The sequence below is a fragment of the Mitsuokella sp. UBA4253 genome, from assembly GCF_002395285.1.
Lineage (GTDB): Bacteria > Bacillota > Negativicutes > Selenomonadales > Selenomonadaceae > Mitsuokella > Mitsuokella jalaludinii.
The window spans coordinates 1-19,772 of sequence record NZ_DGWR01000017.1 but is presented as its reverse complement, the minus strand read 5'-3'; the positions used below and the strand labels follow the sequence as shown (position 1 = coordinate 19,772).

Sequence of the window (19,772 nt, the reverse complement as noted above, 5' to 3'; positions counted from 1 at the left end):
GCCGATTTCGTGAAAGTTTTCGTCAGCTGTCACTGCACTCGGCCAGCACGGCAGCGGCCTGCTCAGAGTTCATGAGGATCTCGCGCGGCTTGCTGCCGATGTTCGGCCCGACGATGCTGAGATCCTCCATCTCGTCGATGAGACGCGCAGCGCGCGTATAGCCGACGCGGAAGCGGCGCTGAAGAGACGAGGCCGATGCCTGGCCCGTCGACATGACGAGATTGACGGCATCCGGCAAGAGTTCGTCGTACTTCGAGGCGCGGCGCCCCTTGCCCTCATCCTTCTCCTCGTCCTCTTTCATGGCATTCTCGGTGAAGGTGATGATCTCCTCGTTGGCCTCCATCTCCTGCCCCTGGCTGCGAATGAAGTCCAAGAGATGCTCGACCTCCTCGTCGCTGATGAAGGCGCCCTGCACGCGCATGGGCTTCGCCGCGCCGACCGGATAGAAGAGCATGTCACCGCGCCCGAGGAGCTTCTCGGCGCCGCTGCGGTCGAGGATGGTGCGCGAGTCGATCTGGCTTGAGACGGCAAACGAGATACGCGACGGGATGTTGGCCTTGATGATGCCTGTGATGACGTCGACAGACGGGCGCTGCGTCGCGAGCACCATGTGGATGCCGGCAGCGCGGGCCTTCTGCGCGAGGCGGCAGATGGCGTCCTCGACGTCGTGCGGCGCGACCATCATGAGGTCGGCCAGCTCGTCGATGATGATGACGATGGCCGGCATCTTGTCCTCAGGGAACTTCGTGTTGTAGGTCTCCATGTTGCGGACGTTGTGCTCGGCAAACTTCGCGTAGCGCTTCTCCATCTCCTGCACCGACCAGTTGAGCACGGAAGCCGCCTTCTTGGCCTCCGTGACGACGGGGACCATGAGGTGCGGGATGCCGTTGTAGTTGGAGAGCTCGACCATCTTCGGGTCGACGAGGATGAACTTGACCTCCTCTGGCTTCGCCTTGAAGAGGATGCTCGTAATGAGCGTGTTGATGCAGACAGACTTACCGGAGCCCGTGGCACCAGCGACGAGCAGATGCGGCATCTTCGCGAGGTCCGCGAAGATGGCTTGGCCGCCGATGTCCATGCCGAGGCCGACCGTCAGCTTCGACTTCGCCTTGAGGAACTTCTCGTTCTCGAGGACTTCGCGCAGCTGCACCCCCTCGAGCTCCTTGTTCGGCACCTCGATGCCGATTGCTGCCTTGCCGGGGATCGGCTCGATGCGCACCGATGTCGCGGCGAGGCTCAGCGCGAGGTCGTCGGCGAGGTTCGTGATCTTGCTGACCTTGACGCCCGGCGCCGGCTCGAGCTCGTAGCGCGTGACGGCCGGCCCGTGACAGGCATTGATGATCTTCGCCTTGACATGGAAGTCCTCGAGCGTCTTCTGCAGGATGTGAGCCTTGTCGGCAATCTCCATCTCGAGCGCGGCATTGTGCTTCTTCGCGTGCTTCGAGAGGATCTCCGTGACCTGCGGCAGCACGTAGGGGCGCGGCGGCGCAGCAGGTTCTGTTGCCGCCTCAGACAAGCTGGCAGCAGCAACCTGCGAACCACTGCCCTGCCTGCTCTCCATGCTCCTGGCCGATCCGTCGAGTAATGCCGCGGCCGGCATGATCGGCGCGATCTCGTCGTACGAGGGCATGGCCGTCGGCTTCTTCTTCATCGGGCTCGGCGAAGGCGGCACGACGGGCTCTGTTTTGGGCACGATGAAAGGAGCTGCTGGCGCCGGGGCAAACTGCTCTGGCTCGCCAAGTGGCTCTGAAGGATCTTCTGGAGGTGCCGCAGGGCTCGTTCCCCTGCCTATCGGCCCCTCGACGAAGGGGCTTCCCGCGCGCAGGCTCGCCGGCGGTGCGGCCATGCCGATTGGCTCGATGGAGTCCGGCAAGCCCATCGGGCGCTCCTCTGCGGACTCTGCTGCCTGTTCATGTGCTGTGCCGTACTCGATCGTGAAGTCCGGCATGGCACTTTCCACATTGCCTGTATCGCCTTTCGCCTCCGCAGTCTCGGCCGCCATGCGAGGCTCTGCCGCGGCCACCGTCTCTTCGGGTGCATCGGCAAAGCGCTTATCCGCCGCCTGATTGTAGAAGCTGGCCTTGCTGACTCTGCTGACCTTCTCGCGCACGGCCTCGACGACGTGCTCTTCGACACGGCCGCTGACTTCGGCGACCTTGCCGCAGGTCGACTGGATGGCCGAGCCTGCGGCAGCTGCGCCCTGCTTTGCCTTTTCCTGCGTCTTGAGGAGGCCCGTCGCGAGCGACCAGGTCGTCGAGAGCAAGACGGAGCCGACTGTGCCGACACCGAGAATGATGATGGAGCCGTCGACGCCGAAGCACTTGCGCAGCGCGAGCAGCAGGCCACCACCCAAGAGGCCGCCGCCCGTCGGCAGGCTCTGCGGCAGGATCTCTTCGCCGACCGGTACCTTGAAGTGGTGCCAGATGGCGAGCGCGGAGATGAAGAGCGCGAGCAGGCCGAAGAAACGCGGTGAATAGCGCGGCGCGTGGTGTTTCGTCATGTAAGTCCAGGCGATCAAGAGTACCAGGACGGCGATGAGGATGGAGCCCACACCGAAGAAGTAGCGCAGGAACTTCGCGAAGTAGACGCCGACGAAGCCCACGTTGAGGCCGCAGATACCGCAGATCGAGATGAGGCCAGCTGCCAAGAGCGCCAACCCGAAGAGCTCAGAGCGTCTGCCGGTGTGCGCGCGCATCACGCGGTGGCCCGTCTTTGTCGCCTTGCGCACCGGCTTGCGGCGCGCCCGCGTGCGGCTCGTAGTCTTTTTCAAAAGTCTCCCCCCTGTATCGATTATCGATGACAAGATTACGAAAGCAAGGCTGTCGCGCGAAGCGGCAGCCCTGCTGTAGATTCACTGTAAGTTGCGGCTCTGAGTCTCTTACTTCGTCAGGCGCTCTGCGCACTTCTGCGCCTCGTAGAAGATGCGCTCCTTGTCGAGCGTCAGGAGCTCGCCGTCTTCCATGAGGACCCTGCCGTCGACGAGCACCGTCGAGGCGGAGTCGGCATGGGCCGAGTAGACGAGCTGCGACGCGAGGTCGTTGCGCGGATACCAGGCAGCGCCCGCCATGTCAAAGAGCGTGATGTCGGCCTTGCAGCCGGCTTCGAGCTTGCCGACACCCGTGAGGCCGACGGCCTTGGCGCCGTACTCCGTGCCCATCTTGAGCGCCATGCGCGCCGGGACAGCCAGCGGGTCGAGCGTGCTGACCTTGTGGAGCATCGCCGCGAGGTTGATCTCCTCGAGCATGTCGAGGTTGTTGTTCGACGAAGCACCATCCGTGCCGAGTGCGACGCAGACGCCTTCCTTGAGGAGGCGCGGCACCGGCGCGATGCCGCTCGCGAGCTTCATGTTGCTGCCCGGATTGTGGGCGACGCGGATGGCGTGCTTCTTGATGATGGCGATGTCCTCGTCATCGAGATGGACGCAGTGCGCAGCGAGCGTGCCCTTGCCGTCGAAGAGGCCCGTCTCCTCGACGTAGCGGAACGGGCGCTTGCCGTATTCCTTCACGATCTGCTCGACCTCAGCCTTCGTCTCCGCCATGTGGATGTGGATCTCAGCGCCGAGCGACTGCGCCGCGCTTGCGACTTTCCTGAGAAAGTCCGGCGGGCAGGTGTAAGGAGCGTGCGGGCCGAACATGACCGTGATGCGGCCGTCAGCAGCGCCGTGGAAGTCCTTGTAGAGCGAGACATTCTCCTCGATTTTGGCATCGCCGCCCGGGGCGACGCCAATGATGCCGCGCGAGAGCACGGCGCGCAGGCCAGCGTCCGTCGCGGCCTCGGCCACCTTTTCCATGTACGGCCCGTACATGTCGGCAAACGTCGTCGTGCCTCCCTCGATCATCTCGACAGCGGCGAGCATCGCGCCCCAGTAGATGTCCTCTTCCTGCATCTTCGCCTCGGCCGACCAGATCATGTTGTTGAGCCAGTCCATGAGGTCCATATCGTCTGCATAGCTGCGGAAGAGCGTCATCGAAGCGTGCGTGTGGGCGTTGATGAAGCCCGGCACGGCAAACTTGTCCTTGCCGTCGATGACCTTGGCCGGACGGAAATCCTCCGGCACCTCGCCGATGGCAGCAATCTTGTCGCGGTCGATCATGATATTCGTCAAAGGCGTCGTGCCGTCCGGCAGAAGCGCGCGTACATTCTTGATGAGTGTCTTCATTCAATACCCTCCTCAGGCCATGTTCAGGTATGCCTTCTGCTCCGGTGTCAGCGCATCGATGGCGATGCCCGATGCCTTGAGCTTGATCTCGGCAATCTTCGTATTGATCTCTTCCGGCATGAGATGGACGCCCTTTGCCATCTCCTTGCCGTGGTGCAGGAGATGCAGCGCCGAGAAGAACTGTACGCCGAATGAGAGGTCCATGATCTCTGCCGGATGGCCATCGCCAGCGGCGAGGTTGACGAGGCGGCCCTCTGCGAGCAGGTAGATCTTGCGGCCGTCTTTCAGCTTGAACTCCTCGATGTTCTTGCGGACCGGGCGACGCGAGACGGAGAGCGACTCGAGCTCCGGAATGTTGATCTCGACGTCAAAGTGGCCGGAGTTCGCGAGGATGGCACCGTTTTTCATGACCTCGAAGTGATGCTTGCGGATGACGTCCTTGTCGCCCGTCAGCGTCAGGAAGATGTCGCCGATCTTGGCGGCCTCATCCATCGGCATGACGCGGAAGCCGTCGAAGACAGCCTCGATGGCCTTTATCGGGTCGACTTCCGTGACGATGACATTGGCGCCGAGGCCGCGCGCACGCATGGCGCCGCCCTTGCCGCACCAGCCGTAGCCGGCGATGACGACATTCTTGCCGGCAATGACGACATTCGTCGTGCGCATGATGCCATCCCACGTCGACTGGCCCGTGCCGTAGCGGTTGTCGAAGAGGTACTTGCAGTACGCGTCGTTGGCAGCGATCATCGGGAACTCAAGCTTGCCCTCATTGGCGAGCGCGCGCAGGCGATGGACGCCCGTCGTCGTCTCCTCCGAGCCGCCGATGATACCCGAGAGCAGTTCGCGGCGCTTCGTGTGCAGCATGTGCACGAGGTCGCCTCCGTCGTCGATGACGAAGTCCGGCTTGATGTCGAGCGCCTTGTTGATGAAGGTGTCGTACTCCTCCGGCGTGCAGTCATGCCAAGCGAAGACGTGCAGACCGTCCTCGACGAGCGCTGCGGCCACATCGTCCTGTGTCGACAGCGGGTTGCTGCCCGTGATGGCGACCTCCGCACCGGCATGGTGGAAGATCTCCGCCATGTAGGCCGTCTTGGCCTCGAGGTGCAGCGTGATGACCATCTTCTTGCCCGCGAACGGCTTCGAGACGGAGAATTCCTTATCGACAGCCGCCATGACCGGCATGAAGTTCTTGACCCAGTTGATCTTGTCGTGGCCCGACGGAGCCAGCTTGATATCGCGAATCATTGATTCCATGAATATTGCCTCCCGTAACAAATCTATTCTATATTCTATCACAAGTAGATGATGAAAAAAAGACAGAGCTCAGCGGTCCAGGAGCTTCTCGATGGCGATGTAATCCGTGAGGTCGACCATCAGCGGCGTCACAGCGATGTAGCCCTGCTCGACTGCGTAGATGTCCGTCGGCTCGCTCTTGTCCGTGTCGAAGATCTCGCCGGCGACCGTGTAGAAGATGCGCCCGTCCTCGCGCTCCTGCCTGAGGAAGGCGTTCTTATAGTCGCGCTTGCCCTGGCGGCCAAAGACGACCTGCGGGCGGCCGTCCTCGCCGAGCGCATAGGCGCGCGGGAAATTGACGTTCCAAAAGATTGGGCGCGGCTTATCGGCAGACGGCCGGGCCGCCATGACGCGCTCCAGCAGCAGCGCAAATTCCTCTGCCGCCTCATCGTATGAGATGGTGCTGTCCACATCGAGCGATACCGCAAACGAAGAGATGTCGTGCAGCATGCCCTCCATCGCCGCGCCGACCGTGCCCGAATAGAGGATATCCGTCGCGAGGTTCGCGCCGTGATTGATGCCCGAGACGACGACATCCGGCTTCTCCTCCGCCAGAGCCTCGAGGTAGAGCTTGACGCTGTCCGTCGGCGTGCCGTCGACAGCCCACGCCTCGATGCCGTACTTTTCGGCGAGTGCCTCGCCGCGGATGAGCTCGAGCGGACGACCGACGTTCAGTGCATGGGCCATGCCGCTCTGCTGGCGCGCCGGCGCCGAGACGACGACCGTGTGCTCGCGCGCACAGAATGCCTTGACGAGGGACTCGAGCCCCTTGGCCTGGATGCCGTCATCATTGGAGATCAGGATTCGCATGATGTCATTCCTTTCTGTTCTGTTGCTCTGTTGCAATCTCTATTGGCAGATACAAAAAAGGCTCCTTCTGCAAGGAGCCGTTATCTCAAAATGGTGACCCACCACGGAATCGAACCGTGAACCTACTGATTAAGAGTCAGTTGCTCTGCCAGTTGAGCTAGTGAGTCATGGTGACCCACCACGGAATCGAACCGTGAACCTACTGATTAAGAGTCAGTTGCTCTGCCAGTTGAGCTAGTGAGTCATCATCTTTCTTTTGTCTGTCAGTCGCTGTCGCAACCAACAAATATTATTATAGACGGGCGCTCCCGTTCTGTCAACACCTTTTTGCTGTTTTTTTTATTTTTTTTACTGTTGCGCCGTTTCTCCCCCGCCGAAGAGCGACTGCAACTTGAAGAAAGCCGTACCGAGGATGCCCGAGAGGATTGACGCCGAGAGGATGCTGATCTTCGCAAGGTCGAGCATCGCGCTGTCCGTGAAGGCCAGCGAGGCGATGAAGATAGACATCGTGAAGCCGATGCCGCCGAGCATGCCCGTCGCCGCGAGCTGGCTCTTCGTCGCATTGCCCGGCAGCTGCAGGCCAAAGACCTTGCAGAGCACGAATACCGCGCCGAAGATGCCGATGGGCTTGCCGAGGCAGAGGCCGGCGAGGATGCCGAGGAAGATCGGCGAGGCCATGTCAAACGTCGCCAGAGAAATCGCGACGCCAGCGTTGGCCAAGGCGAAGATCGGCATGATGGCATAGGCCGACCACGGCTCGAGTGCATGCTCGAGCTTGTGCAAGAGCGACGCCTCGGGAGCAGCTGCTGCAGGGATCGAAAGGCCGAGCAGCACGCCTGCGATCGTCGGATGGATGCCCGCCTTCAGGAAGGCCAGCCAGGCGACGAAGCCGAGCGCCATGTAAGCCGGCAGGAAGCGCACGCGGAAACGGCCGAGCAGGAAAGCGGCAGCCACGGCCACGAGCCCCAGCAGCAGGGCCGATACGGTGAGGTCCGTGTTGTAGAACAGCGCGATGACGACGATGGCGCCGAGATCATCGACGATGGCAAGTGCCGTCAGGAAGACGACGAGGCCGAGCGGTGCCTGGCGCGCAGCGATGGTCATGATGCCGAGCGCAAAGGCGATGTCCGTCGCCATCGGGATGCCCCAGCCGCCGAATGTCGGCAAGCCTGCATTGATCGCCGCATAGAGGGCGGCCGGCACGAGCATGCCGCCGAGCGCCGCGCCGACGGGCAGCAGCATCGCCGAATACGTGCGCAGCTCGCCGTAGAGGAACTCACGCTTAATCTCGAGGCCGATGACGAAGAAGAACACCGCCATGAGGCCGTCATTGATCCAGTGCAGCAGCCCCATCTCGAGCACGTACTCCCCTGCCCCGATGGCAATCGGGTAATGCAGCAGATGCTCATACGACTCGGCCAGTGGCGAATTCGCCACGATGAGTGCGAGGATGGCGCAGGCGAGCAGGATGACGCCGCTGCTCGCCTCCCAGCGCAGGAATGCCAAGAACGGCTCCGCGATTGCCTGCATGGATTTGATTGTCTCTTTCATAATTCCATCACTTCCTTTTCTTTCCCAAATGATCGATCGCAACAAAGGCCTGCGCCAACGCGCAAAACTCTTATTTTTACTCTACCATAAAAATCTGAGAAAGAAAAGGAACTGCATCACAAAAGCATCACGAAAGATCGTGATGCTCTTGAAATCATGCTTTTGTCTTGCGCCCCAGCAGCTTGACCGGCAGCAGCAGGACGAAGTTGAAGACGAGGATCGTCAAGATCAGCAGCGCGCCGATGCCGTTCGCGATGGCCTCGCGGTCCGGCACAAGGCCCGTGCTCATGAGGTACCAGAGGTGAACCGCCAGCGTCTCGCCGCCTGCCATGACATCCGTGTCGAACATGTGGCGCGATACCGTCGTGCCGGCCGTGAAGATCAGGATGGCCGTCTCGCCGAGCGCACGGCCCGCCGTCAGCGTGATGCCCGTGATGATGCCCGGCATCGCGCTCGGCAGCACGACCTTGAAGATCGTCTGGAGCTTCGTCGCGCCGAGTGCGAGGCTCGCCTCTTCATACGACTTCGGCACCGTGCGGATGGATTCCTCCGTGACGCGCACGAGCATCGGCAGGTTCAAGAGGACGAGCGTCAACGAGCCGCCGAGGATGGAGAAGCCCATGTTCATCATATTGACGAAGACGATCATGCCGAACAGGCCGAGCACGATCGACGGCACCGTCGCGAGGCTCTCGACCGAGAGGCGGATGCACTTCGTCAACTTGTTCTCGCGCGCGTACTCCGCGAGGTAGATGCCCGCGCCGAGCGCGATTGGAATGGAAATGGCCATCGAGAGGAAGAGCATGTAGAACGAGTTGAAAAGCTGTGAACCGACGCCGCCACCAGCCATCATATCGCTCGATTTGCCGAGAATGAAGTGCGGCGAGAGCACCGGCAGTCCCTTGTAGAGAAGATAGCCGAGGAAAGCCGCGAGCAGCCCGAGGATGAAGAATCCCACGAACCAGAGACCCATCCGCGCAATCTGGTTCTGTACTTTCGTGTTCATATTATACCCTCCTCGTGCCGAAGCGGCGGATAACGAGAATCATGGCGAGCGAGATCAGGAGCAGCACAAACGCCATGAGGAAGAGCGCATTGCCCCAGACCGAACCGAACGGCGTGTTGCCCATCTCGACGACGATATTGCTCGTCAGCGTCGCAGTCGGTGAGAGCAGCGACGTGACGATCTGCGGCGTGTTGCCGATGAGCATCTGCACGGCCATCGTCTCACCGACGGCGCGCGCCATCGCGAGCACGACAGCCGTCAGGATGCCAGGCGCCGCGGCCGGCACGATGACGTGGACCATCGTCTGCCACCACGTCGCGCCGAGCGCGAGGCTCGCCTCCTCCAGCGGCTTCGGCACAGCATTGAGCGCATCCGTGCTGATGGAGAGGATTGTCGGCATGATCATGATGGCGAGCACGAGCGACGCCGCGAGCACGCCGAAGCCCGTCGTCGTGCCGAACGCATCGCGCATGTATGGCACGAGCAGCATCAGGCCGATGTAGCCGTAGACGACCGAAGGGATGGCGACGTAAAGATCCGTCGCCGGGCGCATGATGTTCTTGAGCCAGGCCGGAGCGACCTTCGCGAGGAAGATGGCGCCGAGCAGGCCGAGCGGCGCGCCGATGGCAACCGAAAGGAGTGTCGTCACCAGCGAACCGACGATGAACGAGAGCGCGCCGAACTTGCCGAGCGTCGGATCCCAGCTCGCGCTGAAGAAGAACTCCAGCGGGCTGACCTCTGCGAACGTCATGAGGCCCTGGCGGCCGACGAAGAAGATGATGGAAAAGATGATGATGGTCATGAGAAAGGCAGCCGCAATGAAGAGATACTGCCCGCACTTGTCATAGAATAGCCTGCGCTCATGACCTCCGCCTGACTGCTTGCCGTCAAGGCGGCCGATTGTTGCTGCCCGTTCCATAAAAAACCTCCTGCATAAACGTGATGCAGGACCTCCGTCCTGCATTATCCTTCCTGTTTACTTTCGCGAATTACTTCTTCATCTTGTTGACAGGGATGAAGCCGAGCTTCTCAACCTGCGTGTTCTGGAACTCATCGCTGAGGATGTAGTCGATGAATGCCTTGACAGCGCCCGTCGGCTCACCCTTCGTGTACATGTGGCCATAGCCGTAGATCGGATACTTGTCGGCGATGATGTTCTCCGGAGAATACTCAACGCCATCGAACTTCAGGACCTTGACAGAATCATCGGCATACGGCGCATCGACATAGCCGATGGAGCCCGGCGTGCTGGCGATAGCGGCGCGGACTGCACCATTGGAATCCTGGATGACTGCGTTATCCGTGAAGGCTGCGCCCTTGAGGACGACATCGCTGATCGTCGCACGGGAACCCGAGGACTTTGCACGGTGGATCAGCGTGATCGGCTGGTCGTCGCCGCCGACTTCCTTCCAGTTCGTGATCTTGCCCGTCAGGATGTCGATGGCCTGCTGCTTCGTGATGTTGTCGACATTGTTGTTCTTGTCGACGATGAAGACGAACGGCTCAACGACGACCTTGTGGTCGACGAGGCCCTTGTCCTTGTACTCATCCGGCAGGTTGACATCCGAGTTGCCGATCTGGACCGATCCCTCTGCGACCTGGTTCATACCCGTGAACGAACCGCCGCCTGCGATGTTGACCGTCACCTTATCGTACTTGTCCTGGAAGGCTTCCTGCGCCGGCTTGAGGAGCGGCAGCAGTGCCGTCGAACCCGACGCTGAGATCTTGCCAGAGATTTCCTGTGCTGCGCTGCCAGAAGAGCTGGAAGCCTGCTGGCTGCCACCGCCGCAGCCCGTCAGCAGCACTGCCGCACTCGCGACAACAGCACCGACGGAAAGAAGTTTCTTCATCTTGTTGAACATATTATTTCCTCCCCAAATCACTTGCTGATTGGAACCCTGGAGCCCTTCGGCTCCCTTCATCGTTCTCCTATATCGTAGCAGAGAATACGGGAGGTTTTGTTGTCTTCATGTTACGCTTTTGTTAAATCCCAATGCCATCTGCGCAACAAAAAAGCCGCCCGAAGGCGGCTGGTCATCGACGCGTCAAGCATCATTCTCCTATCGAAGATGTCCTGTACTGCAATGCGGAAGTCACGGCTCCCATGCCGAGCGCTGTCTTGATGCCGATGCCGGCAAATGGCGCAAAGGACGCGAGCAAGGCCAGGATGCGCCTCATACTGTCAGTCCCGCCGAAGTGCAGGGCAAAGCGCCCCCGGAAGCCGGTGATGCGCTGGCGCTCCAGGGAAAAAGACGCCGTGTGCAGGTCGTAGCGCACGATGGGCGCATGATCGGCTAGCTTCGACGCCAGATCCTCTTCTTCCAGCGGGATCTCCGGACAGAATGCATTCCAGCGCTGCAAGAGGCTCTGCACGATGAGGCGCGATTCCGGAAAGAGCGCGTACCGGCCATCCCGCTTGAAGCTCGTCGGCGTGAGACATGTCAGTTCCGCGCCGTGCGGAGCCTGTTCTGCGGTAAAGGCAGTATCCGCCAATTCCTCAAAGGAAGTCTCCTCCACACAGTCGATTTCCTTCATCTGGATCTCGTATCCCTTCTGCTGTAAATGCAGCATCTCGCCGCCCTCCGCCATGCCAAACAGCAGGGCGCTCTCCATCACGTCATCCAGCGTGCCGATGCGCCAGAGGGGGCCTCTCGCGCGGTCAAAGAAGACACTCTGGCTGTAAGGCCGCACATTCTGCCGATGAAGTACTTCCGCAAGCTCCGATGGGAAGCGCTCCATCAGAGCACCGTGAAAGAGCGAACCCATCGAAGGATGAATCCGCTGCCCTTCCGGCATCTGCAAGGGTATCTCGAATAATTTCAGCATCACTTCACCCCATCCGCAGCGTTCTGCAATTCCTGAATCTGGCAGAGGCCGAGGATCCACGTCTCCTGCCCTTCCTTGGCCAGCTTGAGCGTGCGCGGTGCAATCACGTGGTCGAGGCGGACGTGATCATGCGCCGGGCCGTATATATGCGTCCTCCTGTCTCTTGCTTGAAAATTCGCATCCAAGAAATGCGTGATGAACTCCCTCGCCTGGCGTTCGTCCTGAGCCAGCGCGCGCACGAGCGTCTTGCTCAAGAAGCCCGTACCGCCGCCCAGCAGGGCATCTGCCGCATCTGCCTCGCGGAAGAGATACGCATCCTTCTTCCCGAAAGCAGCTTCCTGCCAGCGCAGGGCGTCCTGCGTATAGGCGCGCAGGGCGTCTATGATGTCAGCAAATGAAGTCACACCGATCTTCGCGAGCATCGAGAAATCGGCCGTCATCGAGAAGCGCAGCTTCGTGCCGGCCGGGATGCACTCGCGAAAGAGCGGCAGTTCCTTCTCCGAGTGATTGAATCGGTCCCGCTGCATCGATTCATCGATCTTCTGCAGGATGATGGTGCCGCGCGCCTCCGTCACCGCATCGCTGACGCGCAGGCCGCGCATAACGCTGTTGACTGCATCAGAACTTTTCTTCGCGTTGGCTTGCAGGACATGCAGGATATCCTGCTCCATCCTGCCAACCTGCGTCTGCTGGGCATGGCGGCTGTTGCGATCTGCCCGCGTGAGGCCACGCATCCCGTTCCAGTAGCGGCGTGCCTGCTCCGGATGATTGCGGAGATACCGCCAGAGGATGGCCGTGCGCAGCGCCCCCTTGATGGAACTGCCCGGGATGTACGGGCGGCCATCCGCCAGAGCCGCCTGCACGGCCACATCGTTGAGATGGTTTTTCTTGCCCATAACGGCGCGCGGCGAAGCCTTGGCCATGCGCAGAGCAAGCCTGCGTATCGCATCGGATGACACGCCTTTCCCGCGCAGCCATTCCCATATATACTGTCCCGTGAAATTGCCACGGGCGCCCAGAGCCTTTGCCGTCTCCCCCACATATGCGGCAAACGCGTCCATAAGGCCGTGTTCCGCCAGGAAGGCGATCCACTTCGCCTCATTGAGGAACACGACTTGATGGCGGGTGTCATCATAGAGGTACTCATACGCCTTGTAGACCGTCCCATTGCCGATGTGGATTGGGGCGATGCAGGTAATCTCATAGTCCATATGCTTAAGCTTCATCTCACCACCTCATCCTTCCCGTATCCCAAGGTAAAGGCCGTAGCCGTAGCGGAGGACCGGATGGCCCTCGTTCTGTCCGAGGACGGCCATGCTGCCCGCGATGCGCTCGCGCAGGCAGGAGCCGCTGTCGAGCAGGCAGATGCCATTCTTCTTCTCCGCCAGAGCAGCCGTCGTCACAAAGCCGCCGACATGGCGCAGGCGGTAGAGGCCTCGGGCAGCCGCCTCGATGTCCTGCGCACCCGGCAGGACCGGTGCGACGGCCATCTGCCAGTCAGCAGTCGTATCGCTGAGCATCCGGTAAAGCGCACCATCATCCTCACCGTAGACCGCATCATTGCTCAGGATGATGGGATCATCGGCCAGATGGAACTTGCCATAGCCAGAGCTACGCTTGCCGCCGATCCCCGTCTGGCCGATGAAATCAAGCAGGCAGGCCATCGCCTCGACATGCTCCGATTCATCCGTATCCGCATCATCTATAGCCAGCACCAAGTAGAGGCCAGCCTGTTCATGGAACGCAAAGGAGCCGACAAAGTACGGCAGAGTCTCCGCCCCGCGGCAGTTGACACGCTGGCGCAGGATTTCCTCACCGAAATCATTCAGTTCTTCGAAAGCCCGGCCTTCTCGGACAGCGGCACCGCAATCCTGCAGCCTGCTCGCCCGGATATAGGCCGTCTTCTTCTGCTGCTTGCGCGCACGTGTCAGCGCGCAGGCACTCGCATACGAATCCGGCAGTGAGCTGCGCACCTGCTCCCAAAGGACGGGACGCGGCACATAGAAATCCCAGTCCCCCGACGCATTTTCCCGCCAGGGCAAGAGGTCCGAAAAACGCAGCCGACCATCCCGGACAGCGGCGAGCAAATCTTGCAAGGCATCCTGCTCCCCCGCCGCAGAGAGCTCTGCTGCCATCGCAGAGAACAGCGCATCTGCCGTCAACGTCATCTGCGTGTGCTCAAGGCCGCCGCCCCGCTCTGCTGCGCCGAAGTGGACTGGCGCATCAAAGCACAGCGTATAGAGGTAATACTGCATAGGCGCACCATCCCTTCCTGCATCCATCAGAAGCTCCCCTCGCAGAGCTCGTTCATCATCGTCTCGATCTGCTGCACCATCGCGTCATCTTTTGCACGGCGCAGCGTGAAGTGATTCACCCGGAAATCGCGCAGCGAGACGCGCCCGTAGCCGCGCGAGCCATGGCCGCCGAGATAATCCATCTGCAGCAATGTAAGGCCGTCGCAGAGCGTCTTCATGTCGGCCTGCCATTCATCCTCGCGCTCGATATTGTAGACCAAGCGGAAATCGAACTCCGTCCCGGCCGGGACGCGCTCGATCTGGCGTGGATTGGCCGCCGCAGTCAGGCGGTTGATGGCGTTCTCGAACTTGATCTCGCCCATGTACGTGTCAAGCTCGAGTTGCGCCATGTACCGCGTCGAATCGTCCGTCATCTTCAAGTCAAAGAACTGCAGGCGAGAGGGCTTGCCACCCTGACCGCCCTTGGCTGCGGAGCCGAAAAGGCGGGCAATGATGTCTGCATCCTCCTCGATGGGATTCAGCACATAGCTCTCCGACAGGCTGCGGGCCAGCAACGTGCGGATTTTCCCCTTGAGCGAACTGCCCGGAATGATGGGCTTCTTGGTCAGAGGATCGCGGATAAAGGGACTGTCCACCGCACCGATTGGCGCGAATTCCGATGCGCCGCCGATGTGCAGGCCGCTCTCCAGCCGCAGGACAGCACGCAAATCGATTTTTCCTCTCAGTGCACTCTGATGCTCTTGTTCCCTGCTCATGACTCCCGACCTCCATAAAAACGATGGTAGGCAACGAGTGCCTCCACAAAATGCGCGAATTCCTGATACTTTCTGCGGTCACGTCCGATTACATCGATGCGCCGAGCAAGCTCCGCCTTCTCGGCGAACTCCTTGACACTTTTCACACGGCCCGCCTGATAGGCCAGCTTGACCTTGAGGTACTTGACCTCAGCCGCCAGATTATCCGGCAGGACATCCGTATCGATGTGCTGCATATGCCAGACCTCGATCTGGTTCGTCACAGACGTGACAGCCGCGAGGAATTTGCGGATCTGGTTTGTCTTCAAGTCCAGGGAGTCATGGCCGCGCTTATCCTCATGGATCAGCGATTGGATGACGGATTCTGCTTCCGCTGCAATATCTGGAATCTTTCGCGTCCCTACTTCATTCATCTTTGCTTTCTCCCCTCTCACGCAACCCGTAGACAATGAGCTCGATGGCTGTCAGGAGTTCCCGGCGGTCTTTGGGCGACTTGTACCAGCGGTACAGCGTCTGGCGCACGTCCTGATACGTTTTCTGACGCGGCTCGCTCGCCTTGCTGCCGGGGTCCATGCGCGCGAGCACATAGGCAAAGCGCGCGAGATAGATGGCCCCCTCTTCCTGCATCAAATCCATCATGCGGTAGAGCCCGCTCTTGCCCAGCATCAGGCAGCTGCCGTCATCCATCCCTGCCTCAAAGCCAAAGTGCGACTGCAAAAACGCGAGCTTCTCACCGCAGACGCAGTCGATGAAATCCTGCCACTTGTAGGCCTCGACACGAGCCGCAGCCTCCGCTATGCCAAAGAGCGCAATGCCGTCCTTGCCGGGCAAAGCCTTGGCCGCATCCTCGAGCCTGCCCGTCTGGCGCGCCATGTCGGCGACAGGATGGCGGCTCTTGAAGAGCCCGACACCCGCCGAGAAGTGCAGCTTGCCGCCCGTGAAACGGGCAAAGGCATCGTGCAGGTCGACTGCCAGCTCGAGAATATCATCCCAAGCACCGACGAGAAAGAGATCATCCCCGCCCGAATAGATGATGTGGACCTGGCGCGCCTCCTGCTTCGGCGTGCCGAACAGCGAGAACTTCTTGTATTCCCGCTCGCCAATGCCGTTGACTTCGCCGCGGCACAGCGCGTTGATGCCGTGCTTGAAGAAGAGCGCGAGCTGACGGGACAGCGCGGCGACGCGTGTCAGCGTCGTGTACGATGCAGGAAAGCCTGCCAGGAAAGCCGCGCCGAGGTGATCGACATCCGCGCGCAGGACGCCGAGGCGCGGGATGCCCCGCCCATCGGCCAGCCCCCGCGAAGCAAGCGCCAGGTCCTCGAAGTCCAGCACGTGCCCGCGCGCATCGCGGGCCACATAATCGCCCATCCAAAGATGCGTCGCCAGCCCCTCGCCTGTCAAGGCTTCATTCTTGACGTAGAGGCGAGAGAACGGACGCTCCCCGCTCTGCACATCAGCCAGTGCCTCCGCCGACAGGAATACATCGCCCTGCTCGCCGGGCAGAGGTACAGACGCCTCCCCCTTCTGCGCCCCGACACATAATACAGGATGGTTCAAGACGCGCTCGCCGAACGTGTAGAGACCCGCGCAGGTCGGGCAGGTAGCGAGTTCAGGGCTGGCCGGATACGGCGCGAGCTCGACGGTCGAGGTATGGCACACCGCACATTCCCGCGCCGCATCCTGCACGCGATTACACGAGCTCATCGGGTCAAACAGCTGTTGGAGCTGCTCCGGCGAATAGCGCTGCAGCTTCTTCTTGACCAGCGCCTCATTGACGCGCTGGAAGGCCGCCCGCGTTCCCTCGCCCAGGAAGTCCTTCGCCGTGCACGGCGTCCAGGCCAGAGCCAGGTAGAGGCGGTCGGCAAACTGCTTCATCATCCAGCTATTGATCTTCTCGCCCATCTCGGCCAGGACCCTGCGCGCCTTCGCCGTATTCGGCAGCAACAGGTAGAAATGGCCGCCACCCGTGTAGAGCAGCGAGCTTCGCGAGAGCGCAAGCTTCGCCAAGATCTCGTCCACCGTGTGTTCCAGCAGGAGTTCCAGATACGACGAGCGGCCGCGCAGGCTCTTGAGCGCGCCTTTTGACGGGATCGTGTAGATGAAGGACTGGATGCCCGATATGTCACCGGAGGCCAGCAGGTACATCGCCTCACTGCGATACCGCTCTGCACCAGTCCCCGTCGTCGCCGCACGGTAATCGCGCACGCCCTGCTCCTCCAGATACTGGTACATGGCCGCCGCATATGCCGCCGTCAGCCGCAGATGGTCATAAAGAGAAATATCCCCTGCTTCCGCAAGGGAGGTGCTGGATGGCACATAACTCAAGACCGCTTCTAGGACGCGCAACAATTCATTAGATGCCATGCGAAACGGCGACTTGTGCTGGAAATTCTCCTGCAGATCGCGGAAAAGGCGTTGATACGCACTGACATCCGCGCGCACGGAATCCCTCGGCTGCGGGTATTGCACAGCCTGGTCATCGCGCAGCGGGCGCAGATAAAATGACTGCTCCGTCCGCCCTTCACCGAATACATTGAAGACACTCATGAGCGGCATCTTCGCCGAGAAACCCGGCGTGCCATTCTCCACCTCGCGGCGGTCACTGCCCGCCGCCAGATTATCTGCCTCATAGACGAGATAACTGATGTCATCCACATCGCGAAGAGCCTTGAGGTCCACGCCGTGATGATGGCTGACAGCCCGCAGCACAGGTGCATCTTCCGGCGCAGCAAACGCCTCCAAAAAGCGACGTCCCGCCGCCGAATGCGTCTCCCGCCGCGGATTCGCCCGCAAGACCAGCTTGCCAATATCATGGAGCAACGCCGCCCGCTCCACCAGCTCACCGATATCCGCCATGCCATCATCCCTTCCTGCCTTACACAGATCACCAAAGTGAATTCTTGTATGTAGAATTCTACACATATTCAAAGAATCCTCTAACCAATTTAAAAAATAATGACATCATCGATCTGCTTTGCATCGGCTCCCCAGACGCGCACCATTGTGTGGTTGGCCAACAAGTAGATCCGCAGGGAGTCTGTCGTGGCATCAATCAGGTTCTTGGCCTCTCCCATGAGGCACTCGTATTTCTTCTTCGTCAGGAACGCCTCAAAGGCTGACTTTTGGACGCGCACACCGTATCGTTCCAGGCACTTCACCATGCGGGCCCGCCGCTTATTATCGGCAATATCGTAGATGACGAGCACGATGTAGCGCCGCTCATCCTCTGCTATGTATACCGCCGCAAAATCGTCAATTGATTGTGAATTTTCCCGGCAATACATTTCTTTGCCAGAGACAGGTAAAACGGGCCGCCTTTCTACAAGACCTGCTGCTCCTGACGGAATACATTGACATGGCGCGTCGACTCCAAGCGCCCAAAGAACGCGCCTCTGCGAGAAAGCCATGTCACCGGGACGCCAAGCCGCAGGAACTCCACCAGCGCCCGCGAAGAAACCTGCACCGTATCGATGATGACCAGTCCATCCAGCACCGCCTCGGGAATCTCCATCACCTCTTTATCGCCCTGCCCCACGACAAAACTCCCGCCACGCTTCTTGATATACGCCCCATCTTCCGTGATATAGACAAAACTCATTTGGATTCCCCATTTCACATATTCCGTCCCCTTACGGGGAAGTTAGTTTTGATTGACGTCGACGCAGAAGCACTCGTCGATTAAACGGGAATAAGGTTCCGTCCCCTTACGGGGAAGTTGGTTTTGATCCTCGAAGAGATTCTTGAGATTGGCACCGCAAGGAAGCCAGCAAGTTTCCGTCCCCTTACGGGGAAGTTGGTTTTAATCCGGCAGAGATTCGCGGCTCTATCCCTGTGATGCGTGAAGACAGTTTCCGTCCCCTTACGGGGAAGTTGGTTTAATCTGATGAAGGAAATAGATGTGACTGGGATAGTCCAGCTGACGTGTTTCCGTCCCCTTACGGGGAAGTTGGTTTTGATCGATGTACTTTGGGATGAGTGTTACAGATGCCAGAGTTTCCGTCCCCTTATGGGGAAGTTGGTTTTAATCGGCTGCTCGAAAATCCTCGAAAGGCCGAGAAGTATGGTATTGTTTCCGTCCCCTTACGGGGAAGTTGGTTTTAATCAAGAGGAGATGACGAAACAAGCAAAAGCATTGGTATTGGTGTTTCCGTCCCCTTACGGGGAAGTTGGGTTTGATCATCAAGCAGATTTACATCGACGGCTTACAGGCTTTTGGCAAGTTTCCGTCCCCTTACGGGGAAGTTGGTTTTAATCGATACTGGAAGAAGAGCTGGAAGAGCAGAGATGGGAGTGTCGTTTCCGTCCCCTTACGGGGAAGTTGGTTTTAATCTTTGAGCCCGACGGAAATCAAAGCCTTCACCGACGCGATTGTGTTTCCGTCCCCTTACGGGGAAGTTGGTTTTGATCTGGCATTTTGGAAAGGATGATTGAGATGAAAAGGACAATCTAGTTTCCGTCCCCTTACGGGGAAGTTGGTTTTAATCTCGAATAAAAAAAACCGTCTTCGACTAGGCGCATTAGTTTCCGTCCCCTTACGGGGAAGTTGGTTTTAATCCCTGTCGCCTGAATTCCTTATTTTTCGCCACTCACAGCGGCTTTTGCGGTGCGGATGATAAAGTCAGGTACTTCTCAGTCCTGATATGGGGCTTGGACTATCTTTACAGCACTTTACAACTTTTGAAGCATAATAAAATCGCATAGCCTCCTTTGCGATGTATAATAAAGTCGCTAAACCAAAACACCAAAGAAGGGTCTATGCGATATGACTTCATTATACACCGAGACTTCTGTAATTGGTAGACTTCTTTCGATTTTCTCTACGCTTTTTCCATCGGCAACAAAGCCGACGCGCTATCTGCTGACGTGGTTCCTGATTGGCCAGCTGGCTCTGGAATCGGCACCGTCAGTTCGCTGCCTTTACCGGCAGTTCCTGTCGCGGCAGACGGACAAGGCGTTGACATCGTATTACCACGCCCTTGCCAATGAGCATGTCACAGACCGGTCAATTCGCCAGGCCTTGGCGGATAAGGCTTTGCAGTTGATTTCGCCGGCACTCCGGAATGAACCAATCTTTCTGAGTATCGATGATACAACGATTGCAAAAGCTGGCAAACATT

General features: G+C 59.5%; 17 protein-coding genes, 2 tRNA genes and 1 CRISPR repeat array. Of the genes, 1 reads left to right on the top strand and 18 read right to left on the bottom strand.

Annotated elements, in window-relative coordinates:
* Nucleotides 1-22: 22 nt before the first annotated feature.
* The 18 genes from B2X55_RS10060 to B2X55_RS09975 form a co-directional block, all read right to left on the bottom strand.
* Nucleotides 23-2,770, bottom strand: a complete 2,748-nt coding sequence (locus tag B2X55_RS10060) for a DNA translocase FtsK (RefSeq protein ID WP_414683498.1) — start codon at nt 2,768-2,770, stop codon at nt 23-25.
* A 108-nt stretch (nt 2,771-2,878) separates the two neighbouring features.
* Entirely contained in the window at nt 2,879-4,159 is a 1,281-nt protein-coding gene (locus B2X55_RS10055) for an amidohydrolase (RefSeq protein WP_286822007.1), read from the bottom strand.
* A 12-nt stretch (nt 4,160-4,171) separates the two neighbouring features.
* Nucleotides 4,172-5,413 (bottom strand): adenosylhomocysteinase, encoded by a 1,242-nt coding sequence (locus B2X55_RS10050; RefSeq protein ID WP_286822006.1) that lies wholly within the window; start codon nt 5,411-5,413, stop codon nt 4,172-4,174.
* A gap of 69 nt (nt 5,414-5,482) precedes the next feature.
* Nucleotides 5,483-6,262, bottom strand: coding sequence for a 5'/3'-nucleotidase SurE (surE, locus tag B2X55_RS10045; protein ID WP_286822005.1), 780 nt, complete (start codon nt 6,260-6,262; stop codon nt 5,483-5,485).
* 91 nt (nt 6,263-6,353) lie between these two features.
* Nucleotides 6,354-6,429, bottom strand: a tRNA-Lys gene (locus tag B2X55_RS10040).
* 1 nt (nt 6,430) lies between these two features.
* Nucleotides 6,431-6,506 (bottom strand) — tRNA-Lys (locus tag B2X55_RS10035).
* A 104-nt stretch (nt 6,507-6,610) separates the two neighbouring features.
* Nucleotides 6,611-7,813, bottom strand: a complete 1,203-nt coding sequence (gene nhaA, locus B2X55_RS10030) for a Na+/H+ antiporter NhaA (protein ID WP_286822004.1) — start codon at nt 7,811-7,813, stop codon at nt 6,611-6,613.
* Nucleotides 7,814-7,967: 154 nt separating this feature from the next.
* Nucleotides 7,968-8,819 (bottom strand): phosphate ABC transporter permease PstA, encoded by an 852-nt coding sequence (gene pstA, locus B2X55_RS10025; RefSeq protein ID WP_286822003.1) that lies wholly within the window; start codon nt 8,817-8,819, stop codon nt 7,968-7,970.
* 1 nt (nt 8,820) lies between these two features.
* Complete coding sequence (gene pstC, locus B2X55_RS10020) at nt 8,821-9,738, bottom strand: phosphate ABC transporter permease subunit PstC (RefSeq protein ID WP_286822002.1); 918 nt, start codon at nt 9,736-9,738, stop codon at nt 8,821-8,823.
* Nucleotides 9,739-9,808: 70 nt separating this feature from the next.
* On the bottom strand, nt 9,809-10,681 hold the full coding sequence (locus B2X55_RS10015; protein ID WP_286822000.1) for a phosphate ABC transporter substrate-binding protein: 873 nt from the start codon (nt 10,679-10,681) through the stop codon (nt 9,809-9,811).
* A gap of 190 nt (nt 10,682-10,871) precedes the next feature.
* Nucleotides 10,872-11,645: a CRISPR system precrRNA processing endoribonuclease RAMP protein Cas6 gene (cas6, locus tag B2X55_RS10010; protein WP_286821999.1), complete on the bottom strand. Its 774-nt coding sequence runs from the start codon at nt 11,643-11,645 to the stop codon at nt 10,872-10,874.
* Nucleotides 11,645-12,871, bottom strand: coding sequence for a type III-A CRISPR-associated RAMP protein Csm5 (csm5, locus tag B2X55_RS10005; RefSeq protein WP_286821998.1), 1,227 nt, complete (start codon nt 12,869-12,871; stop codon nt 11,645-11,647). Before csm5 ends, cas6 begins: the two co-directional genes overlap by 1 nt.
* Nucleotides 12,872-12,880: 9 nt before the next feature.
* Complete coding sequence (gene csm4 / locus B2X55_RS10000) at nt 12,881-13,927, bottom strand: type III-A CRISPR-associated RAMP protein Csm4 (RefSeq protein ID WP_286821997.1); 1,047 nt, start codon at nt 13,925-13,927, stop codon at nt 12,881-12,883.
* Nucleotides 13,927-14,655, bottom strand: coding sequence for a type III-A CRISPR-associated RAMP protein Csm3 (csm3, locus tag B2X55_RS09995; protein WP_286821996.1), 729 nt, complete (start codon nt 14,653-14,655; stop codon nt 13,927-13,929). Before csm3 ends, csm4 begins: the two co-directional genes overlap by 1 nt.
* Complete coding sequence (csm2, locus tag B2X55_RS09990) at nt 14,652-15,068, bottom strand: type III-A CRISPR-associated protein Csm2 (RefSeq protein WP_286821995.1); 417 nt, start codon at nt 15,066-15,068, stop codon at nt 14,652-14,654. The genes csm3 and csm2 overlap by 4 nt, the downstream gene beginning before the upstream one ends.
* Nucleotides 15,061-17,511, bottom strand: coding sequence for a type III-A CRISPR-associated protein Cas10/Csm1 (gene cas10 / locus B2X55_RS09985; RefSeq protein WP_286821994.1), 2,451 nt, complete (start codon nt 17,509-17,511; stop codon nt 15,061-15,063). Before cas10 ends, csm2 begins: the two co-directional genes overlap by 8 nt.
* A gap of 89 nt (nt 17,512-17,600) precedes the next feature.
* Nucleotides 17,601-17,939: a CRISPR-associated endonuclease Cas2 gene (gene cas2 / locus B2X55_RS09980; protein WP_286821993.1), complete on the bottom strand. Its 339-nt coding sequence runs from the start codon at nt 17,937-17,939 to the stop codon at nt 17,601-17,603.
* Between the two features lie 35 nt (nt 17,940-17,974).
* Entirely contained in the window at nt 17,975-18,253 is a 279-nt protein-coding gene (locus B2X55_RS09975) for a CRISPR-associated endonuclease Cas1 (protein ID WP_286821992.1), read from the bottom strand.
* 19 nt (nt 18,254-18,272) lie between these two features.
* Nucleotides 18,273-19,206: direct repeats of the CRISPR family, unit length 31 nt; unit sequence GTTTCCGTCCCCTTACGGGGAAGTTGGTTTT.
* Nucleotides 19,207-19,417: 211 nt separating this feature from the next.
* Here B2X55_RS09975 and B2X55_RS09970 point away from each other — a divergent pair.
* A partial coding sequence (locus B2X55_RS09970; RefSeq protein ID WP_286821991.1) for a transposase occupies nt 19,418-19,772 on the top strand: 355 nt, incomplete at its 3' end.